The organism is Streptomyces sp. CoH27, assembly GCF_020181035.1.
Taxonomy (GTDB): Bacteria; Actinomycetota; Actinomycetes; order Streptomycetales; family Streptomycetaceae; genus Streptomyces; species Streptomyces camelliae.
The window spans coordinates 138,633-163,813 of the sequence record NZ_JAIQYY010000005.1 but is presented as its reverse complement, the minus strand read 5'-3'; the positions used below and the strand labels follow the sequence as shown (position 1 = coordinate 163,813).

Sequence of the window (25,181 nt, the reverse complement as noted above, 5' to 3'; positions counted from 1 at the left end):
TCACGCGCCGAGCGTCCGCGTCACCGCATAGATCAGCAGTCCCGCCAGTGACCCCACCACCGTGCCATTGATCCGGATGAACTGCAGGTCGCGGCCGATGTGCGCCTCGATCTTCCGGGTGGTGTGCTCGGCGTCCCAGCCGGCCACGGTGTCGGTGATCAACGAGGTGATCTCCGCGCGGTACGTCGTCACGACATGCACCGCCACGCCCTCCACCCAGCTGTCGACCTTCCCTTGCACCTTCGCCTCGGTCGCCATCCGCCGGCCCAGCGACAACAGCGCGGCCCGCACCCGCAACCGCAGCTCGCTGCGCTCGTCCTCGGCCGCCGCCACAATCATGGACCGTACGGCCGTCCAAGCGGACGCGATCAGGTCCTGCACCTCGCCACGGCCCAGCACCTCACCCTTGAGCCGCTCCACCCGCGCCCGGGTCTCCGTATCGGACTGCAGGTCGGAGGCGAAGTCGGTGAGGAAGCGGTCGAGAGCGCCACGCGCCGGATGGCCGGGCATGTCCCGCATCTCGGTGACGAAGCGGAGCAGCTCCTTGTAGACACGCTCGCCGACCTTGCGGTCCACGAATCTCGGGGTCCAGCCGGGCGCGCCGCCCTCCACAGCCACCATCACATCGTCCCGGTGCAGCACCAGCCAGTCGTGCGCACGGGCCACCACCAGATCCACCACCCGCCGGTGCCCACCGTCGGCGACGACCTTCTCCAGCATCTTGCCGATGCCCGGCGCGATCTCCTGCGCCCCCGCCCGCCGGGTGATCGCCTCCCCGACGACCGCCTGCACATCGGAGTCCCGCAGCACGGTCAGCGCACCGCGCAGCGCCGTCGCCAACTCCGCCGTCACCCGGTCCGCATGCTCCGGCTCCGCCAGCCAGGCCCCGAGCCGGCCGCCGATGCCGACCGCGCGCAGCCGCTGCCGTACGACGTCCTGAGAGAGGAAGTTCTCCCCGACGAACTCGCCCAGGGAGATGCCCAGCTGATCCTTCTTCGTGGGGATGATCGCGGTGTGCGGAATGGGCAGGCCGAGAGGATGCCGGAACAGCGCCGTGACCGCGAACCAGTCGGCCAGCGCACCCACCATGCCCGCCTCCGCCGCCGCGGCGACATACGCCGCCCACGCTCCGGCGCCCTCGTGCGTGGCGAGCTTGGCAAGGACATAGACCAGCGCCACGAACAGCAGCATGCCGGTCGCCGTCAGCTTCATCCGGCGCACCCCACGCCGACGCTCCTCGTCGGCCGGAGTGAAGGCCGTCATCGTCTTGTACGACACACCCCGCGCCGACGCCTGCGCTGTCTCCGTCTCGGTCTCGGTCGCTTCCATCAGCTCCACCCGTTCCGGTCCACCCGTGCGGTGAGCCCGCACACAATTGTCCCTTCCTGACCGACTCCCGGAACGGAACAAGAGTTCCCGGCGTCTGCTCACAACGGATACCGCATCATGGGCACACCAAGACCGGAGCCCAGGCTCCCCTCCCGAGGAGACCAGCGCACACGTGACCAAGCGTCGTGGTTACGGGATCCTGACCGCGCTGACCGCGCTGGTCGTGGCCCTGTCCGCCGTCATCTACGTCACCGTCGCCGCCGACCCCGGCACCCCCCGCGGCACCCCCACCGACAACCGCCCCGGCCGCCACCACTCCTCCGCCGCCCCCGCCTCCACCGGCACCTGGACAGGTGCCTGGGCCACCGCCCCGGTCGGCGGCGAACCAGGCACCGAGACCGAAGGCCTCGCCGGCCACTCCGTACGCAACGTCATCCACGCGAACACCAGCGGTACCAGCGCCCGGATCACCCTGTCCAACCTCTACGGCCAGGCGCCCCTCACCCTCACCCACGCCTCCATCGCCCTGTCCACGGGCGACGGCACCGCCACGGCCGACCCCGCCTCCATGCGACGCCTCACCTTCGGCGGCTCCACCGGCGTAGTCATCCCGGCCGGCCAGGAGACCGTCAGCGACGCCGTACACCTCACCGTCCCGCACGACAGCGACGTCTTGGTCACCACCTACTCCCCCACACCCTCGGGCCCGGTCACCTACCACCCGCACGCCCGGCAGCTCTCCTACGTCGCCGACGGCGACCGCACCGAGGACACGACCGGCACCCCGTACACCCGACAGACGCCGCACTGGCGGTACGTGACAGCCCTGGACCTGCTCAGCGACGAGACCGATGGCGCCATCGTCGCCTTCGGCGACTCCCTCACCGACGGCATCACCTCCACCACCGGCACCAACCACCGCTGGCCGGACCTCCTCGCCAACCGACTGCGCACCGCACTGGAAAGCGGAAGCCGACTCCCGCGCTACAGCGTCGTGAACGAGGGCATCAGCGGCAACCAGCTCCTCACCGACGGCCTCGACCTCCCCCACACTCGAATGCCCTCACGCGGAAGCACCCCCATCGCCGAGAACCAGAGCGGCCTCGACCGCTTCGCCCGCGACGCCCTCACCCGCACGAACGCCAAAGTCGTCATCATCGACCTCGGCATCAACGACATCCTGCGCAACCCAGGGCCCGCCGACCCGGACCGCGTCGTCGCCGGCCTGCGCACCCTGGTCGGCGAAGCCCACGCCCACGGCCTGAAGACCATCGGCGCCACCCTGCTGCCCTTCCGCGGCCGCCACGGCTACACCCCGGCACGGGAGGCCATACGGCAGCAGGTGAACGCGCAGATCCGCTCCGGCACGGTGTACGACGCCGTCGTCGACTTCGACAAGGCCCTCCGCGACCCGTACGACCCCCGCCATCTGCGCCCCGACTACGACTCCGGCGACCACCTCCACCCCAGCGACCGGGGCTACGCGAGGATGGCCGAGGCCTTCGACCTCAACGCGCTCAAGGGCGCGGGGCAGACGGAACTGTAGGCCCGGCGGGAAGGAATACTGGCGAGCATGACCCGCTTGATCCTCGCCACCCGCAACACCGGAAAGATCACCGAGCTGAGGGCCATCCTGGCCGACGCCGGACTCGCCCACGAACTCGTCGGCGCGGACGCCTACCCCGACGTCCCCGACGTCAAGGAGACGGGCATCACCTTCGCCGAGAACGCCCTCCTCAAGGCCCACGCCCTCGCCCAGGCCACCGGCCTGCCCGCCGTCGCCGACGACTCCGGCCTCTGCGTCGACGTCCTGAACGGCGCCCCCGGCATCTTCTCCGCCCGCTGGGCCGGCAAGCACGGCGACGACCGCGCCAACCTGGACCTGCTCCTGGCCCAGCTGTCCGACATCGCGGAGGAGCACCGGGGCGCCCACTTCGCCTGCGCGGCGGCCCTGGCGTTGCCGGACGGTCGCGAGCGAGTGGTCGAGGGCCAGCTGAGGGGCGTACTCCGCCACGCCCCCGCCGGCACGAACGGCTTCGGCTACGACCCGATCCTCCAGCCGGAGCGTGAGACCCGGACGTGCGCCGAGCTGAGCCCGGAGGAGAAGAACGCGATCAGCCATCGGGGGAAGGCGTTCCGGGCGTTGGTGCCGGTGGTTCGGGAGTTGTTGGGCTGAGAGCGAAAGAGGGGCCGCCCAGACGGACGGCCCCTCACCTGTGCGGCCGGTGGGACTCGAACCCACACGGGATTTCTCCCACGGGCACCTAAAACCCGCGCGTATCGCCTATTTCGCCACGACCGCCCCAAAACGGACTATTTCCTTGCAGGCCGTTTTGCCTCGCCCAGTGTACGGGGCTGCGCGTTTCGCCGTCCGCCGCCTCGGCACCAGGTACTCGTAGTCGCGTGGCAGTTGGGGCACAGCAGCCGGAGATTCTCGCGCCGGTCGTCGCCCCAGTCGCCGTTGACGTGGTCGACTTCCAGCGTCATCGGGCACCCGAACCACTCCGGTCCGACGCCGCACTCGGCGCACTCCTCCGGTACGCCCAGCTCGTGGAGCGCACGGCGCAGGAGATGGGTTCTCGTCCGGCCGCCACCATCGTGCTTGACCAGGACGTCCTCGGGACGCTTGCGGCGCGCGGTGTGTGTCTTGCCACGTTGGTGCGCTTGACCGAGAAAGTGCGCCGTCGACAGGCCTTCCTCGGCGACCCACTGACGCAGCAGCGCGCGCTGCGTGCCAGTGTCCGGGCACCCAAGGCGGCGTAGCGTCTCTGCGATGGAGATTGACTCGGCGACCGCTGCGCGCAACTCCTCGGGTGCGGGGCGGCCAGACCTGCCGGAGCTGGAGAAGTGCGAGACGTCGATCCCGAAGTGCGCGAATCGCCGCACAAGGTATTGGCGCAGCCGGCCGTAGGGGCGAGTCCCGAAGTAGGCGATGACCTCGTCCAGACTCGCACACTGCTCGGCGGCCTCAGCCAACCGGTCGCGCGTGTACTGCACGCCGCTGCTCATACAGCACCACCACGAGCACGGCGCTTCCCGCGACCCCGGTAATTGTCCGTGACCGAATGGCAGTTGGGGCAGAGGAACCGAAGGTTCTCGACCCGGTTGTCGCGCCAGTTCCCGTCGATGTGATCGACCTCCAGCGGGAGCGGACGGCCCCGCCACACCGGCTCTGTGCCGCATCGGGCACAGCGCTCCGACATGCCGACGGACGCCATCGCCCACTTGAGCCGGTCGCTGGGGATGCGCCGGGCCTGGCCGACCGGCTGCTCGACGAGCAAGGCCTCCGGCGTTCGGGCGCGCCAGGGTTTTCCTCGCTGTGTTGGCAGCTGGAAGTGCGACGTGTCGATCCCATACGCCTTGATCCTGCGGCTGATGTGCGTGTGGTGGCCGCCGACGACCTCCAGGCCGAGATGGCGCAGCACCTCGCACATGTTCGTGGAAGCAGCCACGGCCCCCTCAAGCACCTCCCTCGTCCACTTCACCCCCTCCTGTTCGAAGTGCGAGACATCCACCCCGAGCTTCTTCATCCGCCCCAGGACATACCGCCGCGTCGAACTCCTCGGATCCACCCCCAACCTCTCCAACGCCTCCGACAACGTCCGCGCCCCACGAGCCGCCTCCTCCAGCCGCTCCCTGGTGTACGCACTGGCCCCCATGCGAGCCCCCTCCGTTTCCGGCCGCGCGTTCGCAGCCCGTACGGAGTAACGAACCGGTTATCGGACAGTCACGCCCGGAAAAGAGAAAGGGGCCCGCACCAGGTCACCCCGGTGCGAGCCGCCAGCAGCGGATATGAACCCCTCAGATGCCCAGATCCTTGATGATCTTGGCCACGTGGCCGGTGGCCTTCACGTTGTACAGGGCTCGTTCGACCTTGCCCTGTTCGTCCACGATCACCGTGGAGCGGATGACGCCGACGACCGTCTTGCCGTAGAGCTTCTTCTCGCCGAAGGCGCCGTAGGCCTCCAGGACCTTCTTGTCCGGGTCGGCCAGCAGCGTGACCTTCAGGGATTCCTTCTCGCGGAACTTGGCCAGCTTCTCCGGCTTGTCGGGGCTGATGCCGATGACGTCGTAGCCGGCGTCGGCCAGGAGCGACAGGTTGTCGGTGAAGTCGCAGGCCTGCTTGGTGCAGCCGGGGGTCAGGGCGGCCGGGTAGAAGTAGATGATGACCTTGCGGCCCTTGTGGGCGGACAGGGAGATCTCGGTGCCGTCGGCGTCCGGGAGGGTGAAGGCGGGGGCCACGTCCCCGGGCTGGAGTCGCTCGCTCATCGGGCCAGGGTAACCGGGGGGCCTTGCGGTGCGGTGAGAGCAAGAGCTGACAGACTGTCCGGGACAGCATCAGAGACTTCGGAGGCCGTACGGTGGCGGACACGTCGGACACCAGAACCCCGGCGCAGATCGAGGCGGACATCAAGCGCCGCCGTGAAGTGCTGGCCGAGACGCTCGACGAGATCGGGGTGCGGGTGCATCCGCAGACGATCATCGGGGATGCGAAGGCCAAGGTCGTCGCCAATCTCGATCACACGGTCGGGCGGGCGTATGTGCAGGTCAACCGGGTGGTCAGTGAGGTGCGGGCGAAGTTCGTCGATGACGAGGGGGCGCCTCGGCTGGAGCGGGTGGTGCCTGTCGCGCTGCTCGCCGTCGGGGTGGTCGGGCTGCTCGCTGTGGGCCGTAAGCGGCGCAAGCGCTGACCCGGGCGCGGACGTACGGGGCGAGGACAGGTAGGTTCGAAGCGTGAGCGCCAACAGAAACGAGCAGGGCACCCCGCATCACGACAAGCTGCCCATCCGGATGCTGCACGACCGGGTTCTGGTCAAGCAGGACGCCGGTGAGGGTGAGCGGCGGTCGGGGGGCGGCATTCTCATTCCCGCCACGGCGGCGGTGGGCCGACGCCTGGCCTGGGCCGAGGTCGTCGCGGTCGGGCAGAACGTACGGACCGTGGAGACCGGTGACCGGGTGCTGTACGACCCGGAGGACCGGGCCGAGGTCGAGGTGCGGGGCGTGGCGTACGTGCTCATGCGGGAGCGTGATCTGCATGCCGTGGCCGCGGACCGGTTCGAGGGGTCGGAGGACTCCACCGGCCTGTATCTCTGAGTCCGTCTCGTGAGAGGGGCTGGTGACCGTGGTCACCAGCCCCTTTGTCGTTCCTTTGCTATGTTCGAGGGGAGCCCGACGAGACGCGCCGTACCGGGACGGAGGCAAAGACGACGCACCCCCGTCCGTACGAAGTCTCGGAGGTGCTTGTCGTGGCCTGGGTTCTGCTGGTCGTCGCCGGTCTGCTGGAAGTCGGCTGGTCGGTCGGGATGAAGTACAGCGAGGGCTTCACGCGGCTGGTTCCGAGCGTGCTCACGGGTGCCGGGATCGTCGCGAGCATGGTTCTGCTGTCGTACGCCGCGAAGTCCCTGCCCATCGGTACCGCCTACGGCGTGTGGGTGGGCATCGGGGCGGCCGGGGCGGCGGTGCTCGGCATGGTGGTGCTGGGTGAGCCGGTCACCGCCGCCCGGATCTTCTTCGTCTGTCTGCTGCTGGTCGCCGTCGTCGGGCTGAAGGCGACCAGCGGTCACTGAGACCGGTCCATGGGGTCTCAGGCGCCGGGGCCTCCGCCGCCCGCGCCGGCCGGTGTGCCGGTCGTACCGCCGCCGGTCGTGTCGCCGCCTCCGGTGGTGGTGCCGGTGGTCGTGCCTCCGGTCGTGCCGCCGCCGGTGGTGGTTCCGCCTCCGGTCGTCGTACCCCCGCCGGTCGTCGTGCCTCCGCCGGTGGTGGTCGGACCGCCGTTGGTGGTCGTGCCGCCGTTGGTGGTCGTGCCGCCGGTGGTGGTGCCGCCGTTGGTCGGGGTGCCGTTGGTGCCGCCGGTGGTCGGGGTGGTGCTCGTGCCGCCGGTGGTCGGGGTCGCGGTGGTGGCGCCGGTGGTCTGGTCACCGGTCGTGCCCGGCTGGGCCGAGGAACTGGCGCTGGGGGGCTGCGGCTGGTCGGCGCCCTGCTGGAGCTGGAGGTCGAAGTCGGAGGCCGGGGTGCCGGTCAGCGCGTCGTGCGTGTACTGGGCCCAGATCTGGGTGGGCGCGCCGCCGCCGTTGATGCGGGGCAGGCCGAGGGCGCCGTACAGCGGCATGTGCTTGGCCGTCACCGGGTCCTGGCCCATGACCGAGACCACGGTGGCCAGGTCGGGGGTGTAGCCCGCGAACCAGGCGGCGGTGTCGTTCTCGGCGGTACCGGTCTTGCCGGCCGCCGGGCGGCCGGCGGCCTGGGCGGCGGTGGCGGTGCCGTTGTCGACCACGCTCTGGAGCATGGAGGTGGTGGTGTCGGCGGCCTCGCGGCTGACGGCCTGCTTGGCCTGCTGGTCGGGCAGCTTGACGTCCTCGGTGCCATCCTTGGTGATCTTCTCGATCAGGGTGTACGTGCCGTGCTTGCCGTGGTTGGCGAGCGTGGCGTAGGCCTCCGCCATGTTCAGAACGCTGGCGTTGGCGGTGCCGAGGGCGATGGACGGGTACGGCTGCATGTCCGGGGTGTCGGGCTTGAGGCCGAGGTCGACCGCGGTCTGCTTGACCTTGGACGGGCCGACGTCGACGGCCATCTGCGCGTAGACGGCGTTCACGGACAGGTCGGTCGCCTTGGTGACGGTGATCTGGCCGTACGACTTCTGGTCCTCGTTCTGCGGGGCGTAGGCGCCGCCGCTCCAGCCCTGTACGGGGCGCTCGTTGGTGCCGTCGTACATGGTGTTGGGGGTGATGGTGCGGCCGTCCTGGGTGGTCGAGCCGTTCTGCACCGCCGAGGTGAAGACGAAGGGCTTGAAGGTGGAGCCGACCTGGAAGTCACCGCGGGTGGCGCCGTTGGTGTACTGCTTGACGTAGTCGATGCCGCCGTAGATGGCGACGACCTTGCCGGTCTTCGGGTCGACGGAGGCGCCGCCGGCGCGGACGTAGCTGTCGGCCTTGTTGTTCTTCTTGTCCAGCTTGGAGATCAGCTGGTCGTCGACCGCCTTGACGAAGGCGTCCTGCCTGTTCTTCTGGATGGTGGTGGTGATGCGGTAGCCGCCGGCCGCGAGCTGGTCGTCGGTGAGGATGTTGTTGGTGGTCAGGTAGTGCTTGACCGCCTCGACGAGGTAGCCGCGCTGGCCGGACATGCCCGTGGAGACCGTCTGCTCCTTCGGCATGGGGAACTTCATCCCGGCGCGCGTGGACTGGCTGAGCCAGCCCTTCTTGACCATGCCGTCCAGGACGTAGTTCCAGCGGGCGACGGCCGCGGTCTTGTTCTCGGGGTGGGCCACGACGTCGTACTCGCTGGGCGCGTTGACGAGCGCGGCGAGGTAGGCGGCGCGGGCCGGGTCGAGGTTCTGGGCGTCCACGCCGTAGTAGGCCTGGGCGGCGGACTGGATGCCGTAGGCGTTGCGGCCGAAGTAGCTGGTGTTGAGGTAGCCCTCCAGGATCTCGTCCTTGGACTTCTGCTGGTCCAGCTTGATCGCGATGAAGAACTCCTTGGCCTTGCGGGTGACCGTCTGTTCCTGGGCCAGGTAGTAGTTCTTCACGTACTGCTGGGTGATCGTCGAGCCGGACTGTGTGCCCTTGCCGGTCGCGGTGTTCCAGGCGGCGCGGAGCATGGCCTTGGGGTCGACGGCGGACTCGGTGTAGAAGTCGCGGTCCTCGGCGGCCAGTACGGCGTGCTGGGCGTCCTTGGAGACCTGGGCGAGGGTGACGTTCTCGCGGTTGATCTGTCCGTCGCGGGCGATCTGGGAGCCGTCGGCGTAGAGGTAGACGTTGGCCTGCTTGGTGGCGAGGGCGTTGGCGGGCGGGATGTTGACCATCGAGTAGCCGAGGAAGAACAGGCCGATGATCAGCAGCACGCCGAAGAGGAAGGTGCCGAGCACCATGCGCCAGGTGGGGATGATCCGCCGCCATCCGGTCCGCTTGGGCCGCTTCGGCTTCTTGCCCTTGCCACCGCCGGTGCCGTCGCCTCCGGCGAGGAGGGGTGTGGCTGCCTCGGAGGAGGGGGCGGGGGCCTGGCCGGGGATCTGGCGGGAGGCGGTGGGGGCGGTGCGATGGCCGGTGCCGTTTTCGTTGCCGGGGCGGGGGCCGGGGGTGTTTGCGGTGCCGTTGCCGGGGTGGGGGCCGTTTGCGGTGCCGGGGCGTCGGGTGCGTGCGGCTGCCGCGCCTGCGGCGCCCGCTGCCGCCGTGCCCGCTGCGCCCGCCTGGGATGCCTGGCCGGCGGCGTTCGCGGCACCGGCGCCGGCGGCTGCGGCCGTGCCGGCGGCGCCGAGCGCTCCGGCCGTGCGGGCAGCCCGGTTCGCACCGCCGGGCCGTCCGGCTCGGGGTGCGGTGTCCGGCGTGTTGGTACGAGGAGTACGCCCGTCGGCGTCCGGCTCGGTGGCTGCGTTCCTGGCGGGGTCGCCGGGCTCGGCCGCGCGGGGTGCACCGATCCGCCGAAGGACCTGGGTGGTCTCGGGCGCCCGCGTCTCATCGGGGCCCTGACCTGCCCGGGCCGACGTACCCGACGTACCCGGCTGCTCGTCCTGGGCGCGTCGGGGCGCGTTGACCCGCCGCAGCACCTGCGTGCTCTCGGGCGACTGGGGCTTCTCGGCACCGGACGCGGCGGGCCCGGAAGCACCACGAGCCGCGTCAGCACCGGAGCCCTCGCGGGCCCCGGCCTGTCCCGCAGCCGAAGCACCCTCGCGACCGGAAGCCCCACCGGACCGCCCGGCATCACCGCCGGAACCGACGCCACCACGGGACGCGGCCTGCCCGGCAGCCGAAGCATTGTCGGAGCCGGAGCCGGAGGAGACGGAGCCGGAGGAGCCGGAGCCGGAGGAGACGGAGCCGCCGGAGGCCGACGCCCTGCCGGGCGCCGAAGCAGCGCGGGAACCGCTGTCGCCGCGCGCCGGAGCCGGGCCGGAAGCGGAGGTCGAGGCGTCGTCGGCGGCGGAAGTCTCGCGTGCCGCCGCAGCGTCGGCACCACGGGCCGCCGCAGCCCCACCAACCCCGGAAGCCCCGCCGGACGCCAAAGCCCCAGACCCAGCCCCACGGGACCCAGAAGCCGTACCGGCACCCACAACCCCATCGGACCCCGAAGCCCCGCCAGACCCGGAAGCCGTACCGGCACCCGCAACCCCGCCGGACCCGGAAGCCCCGCCAGACCCGGAAGCCGTACCGGCCCCCGCAGCCCCGCCGGACCCGGACCTGTTCGTCCCCTTCGTCCCCTCCTGTTCGGCGCGGCCTCCGCGGGCCGCCTGGCGGGCTCGGGCGATCGAGGTGGTTCGGTCCTGGGGGGCCGTCGGCTCACCCGTTCGGCCTACTCCTGTCTGCCCAGGCTGCCCGGCCTCGGCAGGGCTCTCCGCCCGTGCGGGACCCTCGGCCTTCGTTCCCTCGCCCGGTCGGGGTCCCGGGGTGCCGGGCCCTTCAGCCGGCAGCGGCTTTTCCGGCGCCACGCCGTCGTTCGGCTGCTGCGGCTGCGGCTCGTCGCTCATGTCGTGCACGGACTCCTGTTTCGCGTCGTACGTTGCCGTACGCCTCGTACGCCTTCTGCCCCCAGTCTGAAGACTCTCGCACCTGGCGTTCCGTTCCCGGATTCCGGCACGGTTCGGCACGAAAATGCGTGGCCGGTCGCCGGGCCTCCGGACTAGGCTCCTGCGCTTCGGTGTCGAGCGGTCCCTGGAGGTGGACTGACGTGGGCGCGGGACGGTTGTACGTGGCCGTCGCGGCGGGGGGATTCAGACGGTACGCGACGTATCGGGCCGCCACTGCGGCAGGGGTGTTCACGAACACGGTCTTCGGACTGATCCTCGTCTATACCTACCGGGCGCTGTGGGACGCGAAGCCGCACCTCGGGGGGTATGACGAGGCGCAGGTCGTGACCTATGTGTGGCTGGGGCAGGCGTTCTTGTCGACGCTCGCGATCGGGGGCGGGGGCGTCGAGGAGGAGCTGATGGATCGCATCCGTTCGGGGGACGTGGCGATCGATCTGTACCGGCCCGCCGATCTCCAGCTGTGGTGGCTCGCCGCCGATCTCGGGCGGGCCTGTTTCCAGCTGCTCGGGCGGGGTGTCGTGCCGTTCGTCTTCGGTGCGCTGTGTTTTCCGGTCTATCTGCCCACCGACGCCGGCACCTGGCTGGCCTTCCTGGTCGCGGTGCTGCTGGCGATGGTGGTCGGCTTCGGGATCCGGTATCTGGTGGCGCTGAGCGCGTTCTGGCTGCTGGACGGCACGGGGGTGAGCCAGATGATGTGGTTGGCCGGGTTCTTCTGCAGCGGGATGCTGCTGCCGCTGAACGTCTTTCCGGGCGCGCTCGGCGAGGTCGTACGGGCGCTGCCGTGGTCCTCGCTGCTCCAGGGGCCGGCCGATGTGCTGCTGGGGCACGCGGATCCGGTGCGGACGTATCTCTTTCAGGGGGCGTGGGCGGTGGTGCTGCTGGGTCTGGGCCGGCTGATGCAGTCGGCGGCGACGCGGCGGGTGGTGGTCCAGGGTGGGTGACAACCCCACGGAGCCCCCCACGGAGACCCCCACAGAGACTCCCACGGAGGCTCGCCTGGTGACCGGGGTGCGGGCCTACGGGATGATCGCCGGGATGTGGATGCGGTCCACGATGGCCTACCGGGCGTCGTTCGTCATGACCACGTTCGGGAACTTCGCGGCGACCTCCTTCGACTTCGTGGCGATCATGCTGATGTTCTCGCGGGTGCGCGCGCTCGGCGGTTACTCGCTGCCGGAGGTGGCGTTCCTGTACGGGCTGTCGGCCCTGGCCTTCGGGCTGGCCGATCTGGCGATCGGCTCGATGGACCGGCTGGGGCGGCGGGTGCGGGACGGCACGCTGGACACGCTGCTGGTGCGGCCGGTGCCGGTGCTGGCGCAGGTGGCGGCCGACCGGTTCGCGCTGCGGCGCCTGGGCCGGGTGGTGCAGGGCTCGCTGATCCTTGGCTGGTCGCTGACCGGGGTCGGCATCGCCTGGACGCCGCTGAAGCTGCTGCTGATGCCGGTGATGGTGCTGAGCGGCTTCGCGATCTTCAGTGCGGTGTTCGTGGCGGGGGCGGCGTTCCAGTTCGTGGCGCAGGACGCCTCCGAGGTGCAGAACGCCTTCACCTACGGCGGGGTGACGCTGTTGCAGTATCCGCCGACGGTGTTCGCGAAGGAGCTGGTGCGCGGGGTGACCTTCGTGCTGCCGCTGGCCTTCGTCAACTGGCTGCCCGCGACCTACGTGCTGGGGCGGCCGTATCCGCTGGACCTGCCGGAGTGGGTGGCGTTCACGCCTCCGCTGGTCGCGGCGGGCTGCTGTGCGCTGGCCGGGCTGGCCTGGCGGGCGGGACTTCGTTCGTATCGGAGCACAGGGAGTTAGGGAGCCAGGGTGAGTGACTTCATCGTGCTCGAAAACGTCGAGAAGGTCTTCGAGGTGCGCAAGAAGACCGGGTTCCTCAAGCGGGAGCGGCGTGCGGTGCGGGCGGTGGACTCGCTGTCGTTCACCGTGGCGCGTGGGGAGATGGTGGGCTACATCGGGCCGAACGGCGCGGGGAAGTCGACCACGATCAAGATGCTGACCGGCATCCTGACGCCGAGCGCCGGGCGGCTGCGGGTGGCGGGGATCGATCCCTCGCGGGAGCGGACGCGGCTCGCGCACCGGATCGGGGTGGTGTTCGGGCAGCGTACGACGCTGTGGTGGGACCTGCCGCTGATCGACTCGTACCGGCTGGCGCACCGCATGTACCGCATCCCCGACGCCCGGTACCGGGAGAACCTGGACCGCTGCGTCGAACTCCTGGAACTGGGCACCCTGTTGGACGTGCCGGTGCGGCAGCTGTCGCTGGGTCAGCGGATGCGCGGGGACATCGCGGCGGCGCTGCTGCACGATCCGGAGGTGCTGTACCTGGACGAGCCGACGATCGGCCTGGATGTCGTGTCGAAGGCCAAGGTACGGGGATTCTTGCGGGAGTTGAACACCGAGCGCGGTACGACGGTGCTGCTGACCACGCACGATCTGCAGGACATCGAGCAGTTGTGTTCGCGGGTGATGGTGATCGACCATGGCCGGCTGATGTACGACGGTCCGCTCGCGGGGCTGCACGAGGCCGGGGAGAGCGAGCGGACGCTGGTGGTGGACCTGGAGCGGGAGCTGCCGCCGGTCGAGGTGCCGTCGGCGCGGGTGGTGAGGGTCGAGGGGCCGCGGCAGTGGCTGGCGTTCCCGGCGGGGCAGTCGGCGGCGCCGGTCGTGGCGCATCTCGCGGCGGAGTATCCGCTGGTCGACCTGTCGGTGCGGGAACCGGACATCGAGGCTGTCATCGCCAAGATGTACGCGGAGAAGGCCGTCTCGTAGGCTGCTGTCATGACCGACGACGCAGTCCCGGCAGTCCCGGACCACCACCGGGCCGCCGCTCCCGCCCCGGACCTCCGCGCCTCCGACGCCGACCGTGAGCGAGTGGCCGAGGTGCTGCGGGACGCGCTGGCCGAGGGCCGGCTCGACATGGCGGAGTTCGAGGAGCGGCTGGAAGCGGCCTACAAGGCGCGCACGTACGGCGAGTTGACCCCGATCACCCGCGATCTGCCGGCGGCCACCGCCCCTGCGCCGGTTTCGTTCACCAAGGAGCCGGTGGAGAAGGGGAGTTGGGCGTCCCGGATCGTCGGCGGTGAGGGGTCGTCGACGGGCGGGGTCGCGATCATGTCGGGGTTCCAGCGCAAGGGCCGCTGGACGGTGCCGAAGCGGTTCACCTGCCTCGCGTTCATGGGCGGCGGCGAGATCGACCTGCGCGAGGCGAACTTCGCGGACCACGAGGTCGAGATCAACTGCGTGGCGATCATGGGCGGGGTGCAGGTGACCGTGCCGCCGGGGGTCGAGGTCGTCGTCCGGGGCATCGGTGTCATGGGTGGCTTCGACCATCCCCACGACGACGAGCCGCCCGAGCCCGGCGCTCCGCGGGTGGTCATCGGGGGGTTCGCCTTCTGGGGCGGGGTCGCGGTGGAGCGCAAGGTCACCCGGGCCGAGCAGAAGCGGCTCAAGGAGGAGCGCAGGATGCTGCGCGAGCAGCGACGGGAGGAGCGGCACGAGTTGCATCGGGCTCGGCGGGAAGAACGCCGGGACCGGAGGCGCTGAGCACCGTTGGCGGCTGCGGGTTCGTCGTGGCTGGTCGCGCCCACGCGGCGGAGCCGCATATCGATACAGCCCCGCGCCCCTAGGTCACTTTGTGCAGACCTTGGTCAGTTCGCCGGCGGCGTCCGTCACCGGGCTCACGTCCGGCGTCCTGTCCCCGTTCTTGATCGCCGTACGCACGTTCCCGACGGCCTTCTTCACGTCGTCGACCGCCTTGTTCACGTCCGCGTGGCCGGTCTTGTCGCCGATCTTGTCCAGGTTCTTCTCGATGGAGTCGAGGGACTCGTCGGCCTGCGTCGGATCGTTCGCGGCGTTCTCCACGGCCTGTTGGAGGCCGGTGACGCTGTCGGCGATGGCGTCGGCGGTGTGTACGCAGTCCAGGGCCTTGCTGACGCTGTCGCACCCGGAGGTGAGCGCGGCGGTGGCCACGACGGCGGCGACGGCGATGAGATGGCGGCGTCGGCTGACGGCCATGATGGTGGTCCCTCCCCTGATAAGGCCTGGTTAGGCTGCCGTACCCCTAGGACGCGGGTGCGGGCGCACGGGTTGCCCGCGTGCGCCCGCCCTGTTGGTCTGCCCTTTACGTTCCGCGCTACTTGCTCAGGGTGGCTTCCAGAGCCGCCCGCTGGATCGCGGCCAGCTCGGTGCAGCCGGTGACGGCGAGGTCGAGCAGGGCGTTCAGTTCGTCGCGGGCGAAGGGCTCGGCCTCGGCGGTGCCCTGGACCTCGACGAAGCGGCCGTCGCCGGTGCAGACGACGTTCATGTCGGTCTCGGCGCGCACGTCCTCCTCGTAGCAGAGGTCGAGCAGCGGGACGCCGCCGACGATGCCGACCGAGACGGCGCTGACGGTGCCGGTGAGCGGCTGGCGGCCGTGCTTGATCAGCTTCTTGCCCTGGGCCCAGGAGATGGCGTCGGCGAGCGCCACGTATGCGCCGGTGATGGCGGCTGTACGCGTGCCGCCGTCGGCCTGGAGGACGTCGCAGTCGAGGACGATGGTGTTCTCGCCGAGCGCCTTGTAGTCGATGACGGCGCGCAGGGAGCGGCCGATGAGGCGGGAGATCTCATGGGTACGGCCGCCGATCTTGCCCTTGACGGACTCGCGGTCGCCGCGGGTGTTGGTGGCGCGGGGCAGCATGGCGTACTCCGCGGTGACCCAGCCCTCGCCGCTGCCCTTGCGCCAGCGCGGGACTCCTTCGGTCACGGAGGCGGTGCAGAACACCTTGGTGTCGCCGAAGGAGACGAGGACGGAGCCCTCGGCGTGCTTGCTCCAGCCGCGCTGGATGGTGACCGGGCGGAGCTGTTCGGGGGTACGGCCGTCGATGCGAGACATGGCGACGAGCCTAGCCGCACGTGGGGAAGGGGCTCCTCCCGCCTCGGGAAGAGCCCCTTATAGGTGAACCGGCACGCCTGATAGGTGAACCGGCACGGCGGCTCACATCATGTCTTCGATCTCCGCGGCGATCGGGTCGGCGTCGGTGCCGATGACGACCTGGATCGCGGTGCCCATCTTGACGACGCCGTGGGCGCCGGCGGCCTTCAGGGCGGCGTCGTCGACCAGGGAGGCGTCGTGCACCTCGGTGCGCAGCCGGGTGATGCAGCCCTCGATCTCGTCGATGTTGTCGATACCGCCGAGGCCGGCGACGATCTTCTCAGCCTTGCTGGCCATTTCGGTCTCCTCACGCACAGTTGGCCCAGTTTCGCGAGCGATGGCGCCGTACGTACCGAAAGATGACGTCACAGCATCCCAATCGTCCGTAACTGGTCTACACCACCTGACAGGCGGTCGCCAACTCATGAGTGCCGACACCGAGACCTCTGCCGCACGTCGACGGTGGCAGACGGCCTTCCAGGGCCTGCAGAAGATGGGTCGCAGCCTCCAGCTGCCGATCGCGGTGCTGCCGGCGGCGGGCATCCTGAACCGGCTGGGCCAGCCGGACGTGTTCGGCAAGGACGGGCTGGGCTGGACCGACGTCTCCAAGGTGATGACGGGCGCGGGCGGCGCCCTGCTCGACGGCTCCCTCGGCCTGCCGCTGCTGTTCTGCGTGGGCGTGGCGATCGGCATGGCGAAGAAGGCGGACGGCTCGACGGCGCTCGCGGCGGTGGCCGGTTTCCTCGTCTACTACGGCGTACTCCACCAGTTCCCCGAGACCTGCCCGGGCGGCTCCACGGCGATCCCGCAGGTCGGCTGCCAGGTCAGCACCGGCGCGGGGGTGGGCGCGGTGACACCGTTCACCTTTCAGAACCCGGGTGTCTTCGGCGGCATCGTCATGGGTCTGCTGGCCGCGTTCTTCTGGGCGCGGTTCCATCGCACCAGGCTGGTGGACTGGCTGGGCTTCTTCAACGGGCGGCGGCTGGTGCCGATCATCATGGCGTTCGTCGCCATCGTCTTCGCCGCTCTGTGCCTGTGGATCTGGCCGCCGGTCGGGCACGCGCTGGAGAGCTTCAGCCACTGGCTGCGGTCCATCGGATCCTGGGGCGCGGGTGTCTTCGGGGTGGCGAACCGCGCGCTGCTGGTGGTCGGCCTGCACCAGTTCCTGAACGTGCCCATGTGGTTCCAGTTCGGCAGCTACACCAAGCCGGACGGCACGGTGGTGCACGGCGACATCAACATGTTCCTGGCCGGCGATCCGCACGCGGGCCAGTTCACCTCGGGCTTCTTCCCGATCATGATGTTCGCGCTGCCGGCCGCCGCGCTGGCCATCACGCACTGCGCGAAGCCGGGCCGCCGCAAGGAGGTCGGCGGTCTGATGCTCTCGGTGGCGCTGACGTCGTTCGTGACGGGCATCACCGAGCCGATCGAGTACTCCTTCCTCTTCATCGCACCGGTCCTGTACGCCGTGCACGCCGTGCTCACGGGTGTCTCGATGGCGGTGACCTGGGCGCTCGGGGTGCACGACGGGTTCAGCTTCTCGGCCGGCCTGATCGACTACGTGATCAACTGGGACCTGGCGACCCGGCCGTGGGCGATCATCCCGATCGGCCTGTGCTTCGCACTGGTCTATTACGTCGTCTTCCGGTTCGCCATCACGCGGTTCGACCTGAAGACGCCGGGCCGGGAGCCGGAGGACGAGGTCGAGGACATCACCAAGGCGTGAGCCCTGTGGCCCCCTTAGCACACCGGCACGGCGCGTAGCGTTTCGGTAGCGGATTTCGTGGTTCCTTATCCCGCCTTCATCGTGCTACAACAGGTCTACACCACTGAGTGGTGTAGACCACCACCGATGGAGGAACCAACCATGAGCACCGCCACCGCCACGGCGGCTCCCGCAAAGAAGCGGGGATCCGGCCTGTTCCAGGGCCTGCAGAAGGTCGGCCGCAGCCTGCAGCTCCCCATCGCCGTACTGCCGGCGGCGGGCATCCTCCTGCGCCTGGGCCAGCAGGACGTCCACGACAAGCTGCACCTGCCCGACAAGGTCACGGCAGTGTTCGCCACGGCTGGTGGCGCCATCTTCGACAACCTGCCGATGCTGTTCTGCATCGGCGTCGCGATCGGCTTCGCCAAGAAGGCCGACGGCTCGACGGCGCTCGCCGCCCTGGTCGGCTTCCTGGTCTACAGCAACGTGCTGAAGGCGTTCCCGGTCACCGAGGCCAAGATCACCACGGGCGCGGACATACCCGCGACCTACAACAACCCCGGTGTCCTCGGCGGCATCCTCATGGGTCTGCTGGCCGCGGTGCTGTGGCAGCGCTACCACCGCAAGAAGCTGGTGGACTGGCTCGGCTTCTTCAACGGCCGCCGGCTGGTGCCGATCATCATGGCCTTCGTCGGCACCCTCATGGGCGTCTTCTTCGGTCTGGTCTGGAAGCCCATCGGTGAGGGCATCTCGCACGCCGGTGAGTGGATCACCGGCCTCGGCGCGGTGGGCGCGGGTCTGTTCGGTCTGGTCAACCGTGCGCTGATCCCGGTCGGCATGCACCAGTTCGTGAACACCGTCTCCTGGTTCCAGATCGGCGACTACAAGAACTCCGCCGGCCAGATCGTCCACGGTGACCTCAACCGCTTCTTCGCCGGTGACCCGCACGCCGGTATGTTCATGTCCGGCTTCTTCCCGATCATGATGTTCGGTCTGCCGGCCGCCGCGATCGCCATCGCGCACTCCGCCCGCCCCGAGCGCCGCAAGGCCGTCCTCGGCATGATGATCTCCCTCGCGCTGACCTCGTTCGTCACCGGTGTCACCGAGCCCATCGAGTTCTCCTTCATGTTCATCGCCCCGGTGCTGTACGCCATCCACGCGGTGCTGACGGCCCTGTCCATGGCGGTCACCTGGGCGCTCGGGGTGCACGCGGGCTTCACCTTCTCCGCGGGCTTCATCGACTACGCGCTCAACTGGAACCTCGCGACCAAGCCCTGGCTGATCATCCCGATCGGCCTGGTGTTCGCGGCGGTCTACTACGTGGTCTTCCGCTTCGCGATCACCAGGTTCAACCTCCCCACCCCGGGCCGCGAGCCCGAGGAGGAGATCGAGGACCTCACGAAGGCGTGACGGCCGCGACGGCATGAGGAAGGCCCCGGAGCCATTGAGGCTCCGGGGCCTTCCCCGTACGTAACGCGTGCGTGGCGGCCTCAGATCTCGTACGTCACCCGCGGTGCGGCCAGGTCCACCGGCCCCGCGAACACCTCGCGCGCGTCACGGAGGTTGGCCTCGGGGTTCGTCCACGGGGGGATGTGGGTGAGGATCAGGCGCCGGGCCCCGGCCCGGGCCGCCGTCTCGCCCGCCTCACGGCCGTTGAGGTGCAGGTCCGGGATGTTCTCCTTGCCGTGCGTGAACGCGGCCTCGCACAGGAACAGGTCGGTGTCCCGGGCCAGCTCGTCCAGGGTCTCGGTGACGCCCGTGTCCCCGGAGTACGTCAGGGACTTCCCGGCGTGCTCGATCCGGATGCCGTACGCCTCCACGGGGTGGCGGACCCGCTCGGTGTGCACCGTGAACGGGCCGATCTCGAACGTGGAGGGCTTGACCGTGTGGAAGTCGAAGACCTCGCTCATCGAGGAGGCGGACGGGACGTCGTCGTAGGCCGTGGTCAGGCGCTGCTCGGTGCCCTCGGGGCCGTAGACCGGGATGGGGTCGCAGCGGCCGCCGTCGTGGCGGTAGTAACGCGCGACGAAGTACGCGAGCATGTCGATGCAGTGATCGGCGTGCAGATGGCTGAGGAAGATCGCGTCAAGGTCGTAGAGACCGCAGTGGCGCTGCAACTCGCCCAGGGCGCCGTTGCCCATGTCAAGGAGCAGCCGGAAGCCGTCGGCCTCGACGAGGTAGCTCGAACAGGCCGATTCCGCGGACGGGAACGACCCCGAGCAGCCGACGACGGTGAGCTTCATGAAGCAGAAACCTCCGTTGGCGGTGAAGATCAAAGCGGAAAGATCAAAAGGGCAGGAAACGGGGGTCGTGCGGTTTGTCGAGCGTAAGGCGCGAAAGGGCGGGTCGCTCCTCTGCAAAGGGCCGTTGTGGGCGAACTCACCTGTGCTGTCACCGGTTCGGCTGGACCGGGGGCGTACGAGTCTTCGCAGAGGGCGCGCGATGAACGGCGCGCGCCGGTAACGTCGTCGTATGGACACGTCATGGTGGCTGGCGCTCGCGGCCGTGGTCCTGCTCGCGCTCGTCGCCACGCTCATCGACGGCTGGGGGCGCGGTCGCCGGCCCGGTGGGCGACGTCTGCGGCCGCCGGGCCGGGCGGGTACGCGCGCGCGTGCCGAACGGCCGGCCCCCGGAGACATCTGGTGGGCCGACGTGCCGTACGAGGACCGCGCCGATGCGAAGGACCGGCCGTGTCTGGTGCTGGCCGTGCGCGGGAACCGGGCCACGGTCGCGAAGATCACCAGCAAGTACCACGACGAGCGGGCCGGGGTGATCCCCCTGCCCCCGGGCGCGGTCGGCGACGCCCGGGGGAGGCCCAGCTTCCTGGAGACGGACGAGCTGCGCGAGGTGCCGTTCGGCGACTTCCGGCGCCGGGTGGGTGTGGTGGACCCGGTTCTGTGGGACCAGGTACGGCACCTGGCGGGCTGAAAAACCTACTTCGCGGTCACCTACTTCACGGTCACCGTCACCGTCCACTCCTGGATGCCCATGCACGACACGCCGCCCGGTTTCGCCGGCTTCGCGCACAGGGGGCGTGAGGACGTCAGCTTCTCGGTGCCGGTGGCCACCGCCTGGTAGGCGGCCGTCGCGTTGCCGGGCTGGACGACGAAGCCCGCGTTGATGCCCTTCAGAGCGGTGCCGCTGGCCATGACCGGCTTCCAGGGGCGGGACTTGGTGCCGTCCAGGGTCAGCCGGACCTCGCCGCCCTTGGCCACACAGACCGTGCGGCCGGTGTCGGCGGCCTTCAGCTCCACCGTGGCGGGACAGCCTCCCGGGGCCGAGGCCGAGGCCGAGGGTGCCGGCGGTGAGACCTGGCCGGCGCTTCCGGGGTGTGTGCCCGAGCCGCTCTTGGAGCCGCAACCGGCGAGCAGCAGCACCGCGCCCGCGAGGGCCGCGAGGGACGTCGTGCTACGACGCATGGGGGTTCGCCTTTCTGCCGTGGCCGTGGGGAGTCGGCCGCCTGGTGCAGATGAGACGTACCAGCACGACGAACGGATCCCGCACGCGGAGTGTTTCCTTCCGCGTGCGGGATCACAGGGTTCACTGCAAGGGATCAGCTGGTCGTCACGGCCGTGTCGTCCACGACGAAGCTGGTCTGCTGGGAGGAGTCCTCCACCCCGGTGAACTTCAGGGTGACCGTCTGGCCCGCGAACGAGGACAGGTCGAAGGTCTTCTGCACGTAGCCCGAGGCCGCGTTGACGTTCGAGTACGTCGCCAGGGTCGTGGAGCCCGCGCTCACCGTCAGCTTGTCGTAGGCGGTGCTGCCGGTCTCGGCGGTGTCGATGTGCAGGTAGAAGGTGAAGCTCGCCTTGCAGCCGGCCGGGATGGTCACCGACTGGGACAGCGTGTCGGTGTGGCTGGAGCCGTAGCCGTCGAGCCAGGCGTAGTACGAGCCGCTGTGGGCCGCCTCACCGGTGTCGTTGGTGATGACCCCGCTGGACGCGGTCCAGGCCGTGTTGCCGGACTCGAAGCCCGGGTTCGACAGCAGCTGGGCGGAGGTGCAGGTGCCGCCGCCGGAGGAGGAGACGGTCCAGGTGAAGGAGGTCGAGCCGGTCGCGCCGGTGGAGTCGGTCGCGGTGACGGTGACCTGGTAGGTGCCCGCGGTGGACGCGGTGCCGGAGATCAGGCCGGTGGAGCTGTTGATCGACAGGCCGGTGGGCAGGCCGGAGGCGCTGTAGGTGAGCGAGGCGCTGCCGCTGTCCGAGGCCTTGATCTGGAGGCTGGCCGAGCTGCCGGTGGTGGTGGACTGGCTGCCGGGGTTGGTGACGGTCACCGTGTTGCCACCGGTGCTGCCACCGGAGGTGAAGGCGGCGGTGCCGTTCGGGGTGCCCCAGCCGGTCGGGCCGTCGTAGCCGGTGCCCGCGGTGCAGAAGTACGACGGGGAGCAGGAGCCGTTGGAGCCGCTGGTCACGTCGTACAGGTTGCCGGTGTGCTGGTACGGGTACTTCGCCGGGTAGTCGCTGGAGCCCGGGGTGCCCGCGAGGGCGTAGACGCTCGCGATGATCGGCGAGGAGGCGCTGGTGCCGCCGTAGACCGCCCAGCCGGAGCCGCCGAAGGTGTCGTAGACCGCCACGCCGGTGGCCGGGTCGGCGACCGCGGAGACGTCGGCCTCCATGCGCTTGGAGCAGCCGGTGTCGGTCTGCCAGCTCGGCTTCGGGTCGTACGCCGAGCAGCCGGAGCCGGTGCCCTCGGTGGAGCTGGTGTTCCACACCGACTCGCTCCAGCCACGGGAGTTGGAGGCGGTGGTGAGCGCGGTGCCGCCGACGGCGGTCACGTACTGGGAGGTCGCCGGGTACTCGGCGCCGTAGGCGGAGTCGCCCGCGGAGACGGTGATCGCGACGCCCGGGTGCTTGAAGTACTGGGAGTCCTCGCTGGTCTGGGCGGAGGACTCGGAGCCGCCCCAGCTGTTGGAGATGAACTTGGCGCCGAGTGCCACGGCCTCGTTCTCGGCGGTGCCGAGGTCGGCGTCGGTGGCGGAGTTGGCCTCGACCAGGTCGATGTTGCAGTTCGGGCAGACCGCGCTGACCATGTCGATGTCGAGCATCTCTTCACCGGCCCAGCCGGTGTCGTTGGTCGGCAGCGAGGTGGTGGAGCCGGTCTGGCTGACCTGCTTGAAACAGCCGTTGGCCTTGGTGCAGGCGGAGAGGCCGTAGGTGGAGCGGTAAGTGGCCAGGTCCGACTCGGCGTTGGGGTCGTTGAAGGCGTCGACGATGGCGACGGTCATGCCGGAACCGGCCGCCGTGGGCAGGTTGTAGGCGCTGTGCAGGTTGGCCGGGGAGAGGCCGGAGGGCGTGGCGGCGGCGACGGCCGCGGCCAGGCGCTGCTTGATGTCGGTGCGGCGCTGGGCGAAGCAGGACGCGTGGCCGGGCTGGGCGGTGGCGCACAGGTGCTGGGTCGGCACCTTCTGGCCGGCCTTGCCGGTGGTGTGGAACGTCTGCCGCTTCGGGTCGGTCAGGGCCTTGCTGTTCTGCGTCACCTTGGAGGTGTGGGGCGCTGGAGCGGTGGCCGCCTGGGCCGCCCCGGCCGTCGGTGCGGCGCTGAAGCCGGCGACGGTGAGGGCGAGGGCGGGGAAGGCGACGGCGACGAGTCTTCGCAGACTGCGTCTCCGGCTGCTCGGGCGTGACTCACGCATGGGGTGCTGCCTCCGGTTGAAGTGGGGATTCGCACTGGATTGGCAGGCCCGTGACGCGCGTAGCGGCGGCAGAACCGCGCAGTCATGAGCATGACACTCTCAGGCACCTGTCATGACGCCCGGTGAGCGTGACATGACAGGGTGCGGGAGGACCGTAGCTCTGGCCCCGACACCACGGGCAGTGGTGAAAGAATTTCTTTGCCTCGCCATAGGAATGGCTTAGCCCCCTCATAAGAGGGGGCTGGTGACCGCTTGATGCGCGTTAATGCGGTGTTACGCGTGACGTGCTATTGAGTCACGCCCAGAGCTGGCCCTGGAGTGTCTCGATGGCCTCCTCGGTGGTGGCCGCCGTGTAGACACCGGTGGACAGGTACTTCCAGCCGCCGTCGGCCACGATGAAGACGATGTCGGCGGACTCCCCCGCCGTGACCGCCTTCTTTCCGACCCCGATCGCCGCGTGCAGGGCGGCGCCGGTGGAGACGCCCGCGAAGATGCCCTCCTGCTGCAGGAGCTCCCGGGTGCGGGTGACCGCGTCGGCCGAGCCGACCGAGAAGCGGGTGGTGAGGACCGAGGCGTCGTACAGCTCCGGTACGAAGCCCTCGTCGAGGTTGCGCAGGCCGTAGACCAGGTCGTCGTAGCGCGGTTCGGCGGCGACGATCTTCACGTCCGGCTTGTGCTCGCGCAGGTAGCGGCCGACGCCCATCAGGGTGCCGGTGGTGCCGAGGCCCGCGACGAAGTGGGTGATCGAGGGGAGGTCGGCGAGGATCTCCGGGCCGGTCGTGGCGTAGTGGGCGCCGGCGTTGTCCGGGTTGCCGTACTGATAGAGCATCACCCAGTCGGGGTGCTCGGCGGCCAGTTCCTTGGCCACGCGTACGGCGGTGTTGGAGCCGCCCGCGGCCGGCGAGGAGATGATCTCGGCGCCCCACATGCCGAGCAGGTCCCGGCGCTCCTGCGAGGTGTTCTCGGGCATCACGCAGACCATGCGGTAGCCCTTGAGCTTGGCCGCCATGGCGAGGGAGATACCGGTGTTGCCGGAGGTCGGCTCCAGGATCGTGCAGCCCGGGGTGAGCCGGCCGTCCTTCTCCGCCTGCTCGATCATGTGCAGGGCCGGGCGGTCCTTGACCGAGCCGGTGGGGTTGCGGTCCTCCAGCTTGGCCCAGATCCGGACGTCGGCGGACGGCGACAGCCGCGGCAGGCGCACCAGAGGGGTGTTGCCCACCGCGGCCAGCGGGGAGTCGTAGCGCATGACTGCTCAGCGGCCTGTCAGGCCATACCACCGGCGACCGCCGGCAGGATCGTCACGGTGTCGCCGTCGGACAGCTCGGTGTCGATGCCCTTGACGAAGCGGACGTCCTCGTCGTTCAGGTACACGTTGACGAAGCGGCGCAGCTGGCCGTTGTCCACAATGCGGGCCTGGATGCCCGCATGCCGGGTCTCCAGGTCGGCGAACAGCTCGGCGAGGGTGTTCCCCTTGCCCTCCACCGCCTTCTCACCGTCGGTGTACGTGCGGAGGATGGTCGGGATGCGGACCTCGATGGCCATGGTTGCGGGCTCCTGTCGGAAGGTGTCGTCGGGGCAGCGGGCGCGGTACGTCAGCTGTCAGCGCGCACCACAGTCAGAACCATGGGCTCATCGTATCGATTCCCGGTCCGGGGACCGGAATGTGATCCCACATGCCGGATGGATTCCGACCACGAAGTGAGATCAGTACGCCTCCACGACCTTGACCTCCTCTTCCGTGACCTCTCCGTCCAGGATCCGGAACGAACGGAACTGGAACTCGCCGAGGCCGTCGGTGTCGGCGGTGGAGACGAGGACGTAGTGCGCGCCGGGCTCGTTGGCGTAGGAGATGTCCGTGCGCGAGGGGTGGGCCTCGGTCGCGGTGTGGGAGTGGTAGATGATCACCGGCTCCTCGTCGCGGTCGTCCAGCTCGCGGTAGAGCTTGAGCAGGTCCTGCGAGTCGAACTCGTAGAAGGTGGGCGAGCGGGCCGCGTTGAGCATCGGGATGAACCGCTCGGGGCGACCGGCGCCCACCGGGCCGGCGACCACGCCGCACGCCTCGTCGGGATGGTCCTTGCGCGCGTGGGCG

26 protein-coding genes, 1 tRNA gene and 1 riboswitch are annotated in these 25,181 nt (G+C 69.8%); of the genes, 12 read left to right on the top strand and 15 right to left on the bottom strand.

Going from position 1 to position 25,181, the window contains the following annotated elements; all coding sequences use genetic code 11:
- Positions 1-1,263, bottom strand: a complete 1,263-nt coding sequence (locus tag LE548_RS09605) for a DUF445 domain-containing protein (protein WP_225096445.1) — start codon at positions 1,261-1,263, stop codon at positions 1-3.
- 238 nt (positions 1,264-1,501) lie between these two features.
- Here LE548_RS09605 and LE548_RS09600 point away from each other — a divergent pair, with 238 nt between their 5' ends.
- Together LE548_RS09600 and rdgB are read left to right on the top strand one after the other, a co-directional pair.
- Positions 1,502-2,875, top strand: coding sequence for an SGNH/GDSL hydrolase family protein (locus tag LE548_RS09600; protein WP_225096248.1), 1,374 nt, complete (start codon positions 1,502-1,504; stop codon positions 2,873-2,875).
- A gap of 27 nt (positions 2,876-2,902) precedes the next feature.
- Positions 2,903-3,505, top strand: coding sequence for an RdgB/HAM1 family non-canonical purine NTP pyrophosphatase (rdgB, locus tag LE548_RS09595; protein WP_225096247.1), 603 nt, complete (start codon positions 2,903-2,905; stop codon positions 3,503-3,505).
- Positions 3,506-3,546: 41 nt separating this feature from the next.
- Here the strand turns inward: rdgB and LE548_RS09590 are convergent.
- From LE548_RS09590 to bcp, 4 genes are all read right to left on the bottom strand, one after another.
- Positions 3,547-3,631: transfer RNA gene (locus LE548_RS09590), tRNA-Leu, on the bottom strand.
- A gap of 11 nt (positions 3,632-3,642) precedes the next feature.
- Positions 3,643-4,338: an HNH endonuclease gene (locus LE548_RS09585; RefSeq protein ID WP_225096246.1), complete on the bottom strand. Its 696-nt coding sequence runs from the start codon at positions 4,336-4,338 to the stop codon at positions 3,643-3,645.
- Positions 4,335-4,988: an HNH endonuclease signature motif containing protein gene (locus LE548_RS09580; protein ID WP_225096245.1), complete on the bottom strand. Its 654-nt coding sequence runs from the start codon at positions 4,986-4,988 to the stop codon at positions 4,335-4,337. The genes LE548_RS09585 and LE548_RS09580 overlap by 4 nt, the downstream gene beginning before the upstream one ends.
- Before the next feature lie 142 nt (positions 4,989-5,130).
- On the bottom strand, positions 5,131-5,598 hold the full coding sequence (gene bcp, locus LE548_RS09575) for a thioredoxin-dependent thiol peroxidase (RefSeq protein WP_225096244.1): 468 nt from the start codon (positions 5,596-5,598) through the stop codon (positions 5,131-5,133).
- A 92-nt stretch (positions 5,599-5,690) separates the two neighbouring features.
- On the opposite strand from bcp, the gene LE548_RS09570 reads away from it, so the two are divergent.
- The 3 genes from LE548_RS09570 (at position 5,691) to LE548_RS09560 (ending at position 6,896) form a co-directional block, all read left to right on the top strand.
- Positions 5,691-6,020 carry a DUF3618 domain-containing protein gene (locus LE548_RS09570; protein ID WP_225096243.1) on the top strand — a complete coding sequence of 110 codons (330 nt, stop codon included), beginning with the start codon at positions 5,691-5,693 and terminating at the stop codon, positions 6,018-6,020.
- 43 nt (positions 6,021-6,063) lie between these two features.
- Positions 6,064-6,423 carry a co-chaperone GroES gene (locus LE548_RS09565; RefSeq protein ID WP_225096242.1) on the top strand — a complete coding sequence of 120 codons (360 nt, stop codon included), beginning with the start codon at positions 6,064-6,066 and terminating at the stop codon, positions 6,421-6,423.
- A gap of 46 nt (positions 6,424-6,469) precedes the next feature.
- Positions 6,470-6,543, top strand: a riboswitch (guanidine-III (ykkC-III) riboswitch).
- A gap of 32 nt (positions 6,544-6,575) precedes the next feature.
- Positions 6,576-6,896: a multidrug efflux SMR transporter gene (locus LE548_RS09560; protein ID WP_225096241.1), complete on the top strand. Its 321-nt coding sequence runs from the start codon at positions 6,576-6,578 to the stop codon at positions 6,894-6,896.
- A 17-nt stretch (positions 6,897-6,913) separates the two neighbouring features.
- On the opposite strand, the gene LE548_RS09555 is transcribed toward LE548_RS09560, so the two are convergent.
- The gene (locus LE548_RS09555; RefSeq protein WP_374116054.1) at positions 6,914-9,334 is read right to left on the bottom strand and encodes a transglycosylase domain-containing protein; all 2,421 of its coding nucleotides are present in this window, start codon (positions 9,332-9,334) and stop codon (positions 6,914-6,916) included.
- Between the two features lie 1,649 nt (positions 9,335-10,983).
- On the opposite strand from LE548_RS09555, the gene LE548_RS09550 reads away from it, so the two are divergent.
- From LE548_RS09550 to LE548_RS09535, 4 genes are read left to right on the top strand one after another with little or no spacing between them, the layout of a single operon-like run.
- Positions 10,984-11,784 (top strand): ABC-2 family transporter protein, encoded by an 801-nt coding sequence (locus LE548_RS09550; RefSeq protein ID WP_225096239.1) that lies wholly within the window; start codon positions 10,984-10,986, stop codon positions 11,782-11,784.
- Positions 11,777-12,643, top strand: coding sequence for an ABC transporter permease (locus LE548_RS09545; protein WP_225096238.1), 867 nt, complete (start codon positions 11,777-11,779; stop codon positions 12,641-12,643). Before LE548_RS09550 ends, LE548_RS09545 begins: the two co-directional genes overlap by 8 nt.
- A gap of 9 nt (positions 12,644-12,652) precedes the next feature.
- A complete protein-coding gene (locus LE548_RS09540) occupies positions 12,653-13,615 on the top strand; it encodes an ATP-binding cassette domain-containing protein (protein WP_225096237.1) in 963 nt (320 codons plus the stop codon).
- A gap of 9 nt (positions 13,616-13,624) precedes the next feature.
- Positions 13,625-14,389, top strand: coding sequence for a DUF1707 domain-containing protein (locus LE548_RS09535; protein ID WP_225096236.1), 765 nt, complete (start codon positions 13,625-13,627; stop codon positions 14,387-14,389).
- 84 nt (positions 14,390-14,473) lie between these two features.
- Here LE548_RS09535 and LE548_RS09530 read toward each other — a convergent pair whose 3' ends face one another.
- From LE548_RS09530 to LE548_RS09520, 3 genes are all read right to left on the bottom strand, one after another.
- Positions 14,474-14,860 carry a hypothetical protein gene (locus LE548_RS09530; RefSeq protein ID WP_225096235.1) on the bottom strand — a complete coding sequence of 129 codons (387 nt, stop codon included), beginning with the start codon at positions 14,858-14,860 and terminating at the stop codon, positions 14,474-14,476.
- 118 nt (positions 14,861-14,978) lie between these two features.
- Complete coding sequence (gene rph / locus LE548_RS09525; RefSeq protein WP_225096234.1) at positions 14,979-15,716, bottom strand: ribonuclease PH; 738 nt, start codon at positions 15,714-15,716, stop codon at positions 14,979-14,981.
- 102 nt (positions 15,717-15,818) lie between these two features.
- Entirely contained in the window at positions 15,819-16,052 is a 234-nt protein-coding gene (locus LE548_RS09520; protein WP_046730543.1) for a glucose PTS transporter subunit EIIB, read from the bottom strand.
- A gap of 127 nt (positions 16,053-16,179) precedes the next feature.
- On the opposite strand from LE548_RS09520, the gene LE548_RS09515 reads away from it, so the two are divergent.
- Together LE548_RS09515 and LE548_RS09510 are read left to right on the top strand one after the other, a co-directional pair.
- A complete protein-coding gene (locus LE548_RS09515) occupies positions 16,180-17,481 on the top strand; it encodes a PTS transporter subunit EIIC (RefSeq protein WP_225096233.1) in 1,302 nt (433 codons plus the stop codon).
- A 141-nt stretch (positions 17,482-17,622) separates the two neighbouring features.
- Positions 17,623-18,870, top strand: coding sequence for a PTS transporter subunit EIIC (locus LE548_RS09510; protein ID WP_225096232.1), 1,248 nt, complete (start codon positions 17,623-17,625; stop codon positions 18,868-18,870).
- 80 nt (positions 18,871-18,950) lie between these two features.
- On the opposite strand, the gene LE548_RS09505 is transcribed toward LE548_RS09510, so the two are convergent.
- On the bottom strand, positions 18,951-19,703 hold the full coding sequence (locus tag LE548_RS09505) for an MBL fold metallo-hydrolase (RefSeq protein WP_225096231.1): 753 nt from the start codon (positions 19,701-19,703) through the stop codon (positions 18,951-18,953).
- Positions 19,704-19,932: 229 nt separating this feature from the next.
- Between LE548_RS09505 and LE548_RS09500 the strand changes: the two genes are divergently transcribed.
- Positions 19,933-20,388: a type II toxin-antitoxin system PemK/MazF family toxin gene (locus LE548_RS09500; protein ID WP_225096230.1), complete on the top strand. Its 456-nt coding sequence runs from the start codon at positions 19,933-19,935 to the stop codon at positions 20,386-20,388.
- Between the two features lie 20 nt (positions 20,389-20,408).
- Here LE548_RS09500 and LE548_RS09495 read toward each other — a convergent pair whose 3' ends face one another.
- The 5 genes from LE548_RS09495 to LE548_RS09475 form a co-directional block, all read right to left on the bottom strand.
- Positions 20,409-20,879, bottom strand: a complete 471-nt coding sequence (locus LE548_RS09495; RefSeq protein ID WP_225096229.1) for a hypothetical protein — start codon at positions 20,877-20,879, stop codon at positions 20,409-20,411.
- A gap of 134 nt (positions 20,880-21,013) precedes the next feature.
- Entirely contained in the window at positions 21,014-23,092 is a 2,079-nt protein-coding gene (locus LE548_RS09490) for a putative Ig domain-containing protein (protein WP_225096228.1), read from the bottom strand.
- A 295-nt stretch (positions 23,093-23,387) separates the two neighbouring features.
- Positions 23,388-24,338 (bottom strand): PLP-dependent cysteine synthase family protein, encoded by a 951-nt coding sequence (locus tag LE548_RS09485; RefSeq protein ID WP_225096227.1) that lies wholly within the window; start codon positions 24,336-24,338, stop codon positions 23,388-23,390.
- Positions 24,339-24,355: 17 nt separating this feature from the next.
- On the bottom strand, positions 24,356-24,634 hold the full coding sequence (locus tag LE548_RS09480) for a MoaD/ThiS family protein (protein WP_225096226.1): 279 nt from the start codon (positions 24,632-24,634) through the stop codon (positions 24,356-24,358).
- 162 nt (positions 24,635-24,796) lie between these two features.
- Positions 24,797-25,181: Mov34/MPN/PAD-1 family protein (locus tag LE548_RS09475; protein WP_225096225.1), on the bottom strand; the 385-nt coding region annotated here is incomplete at its 5' end.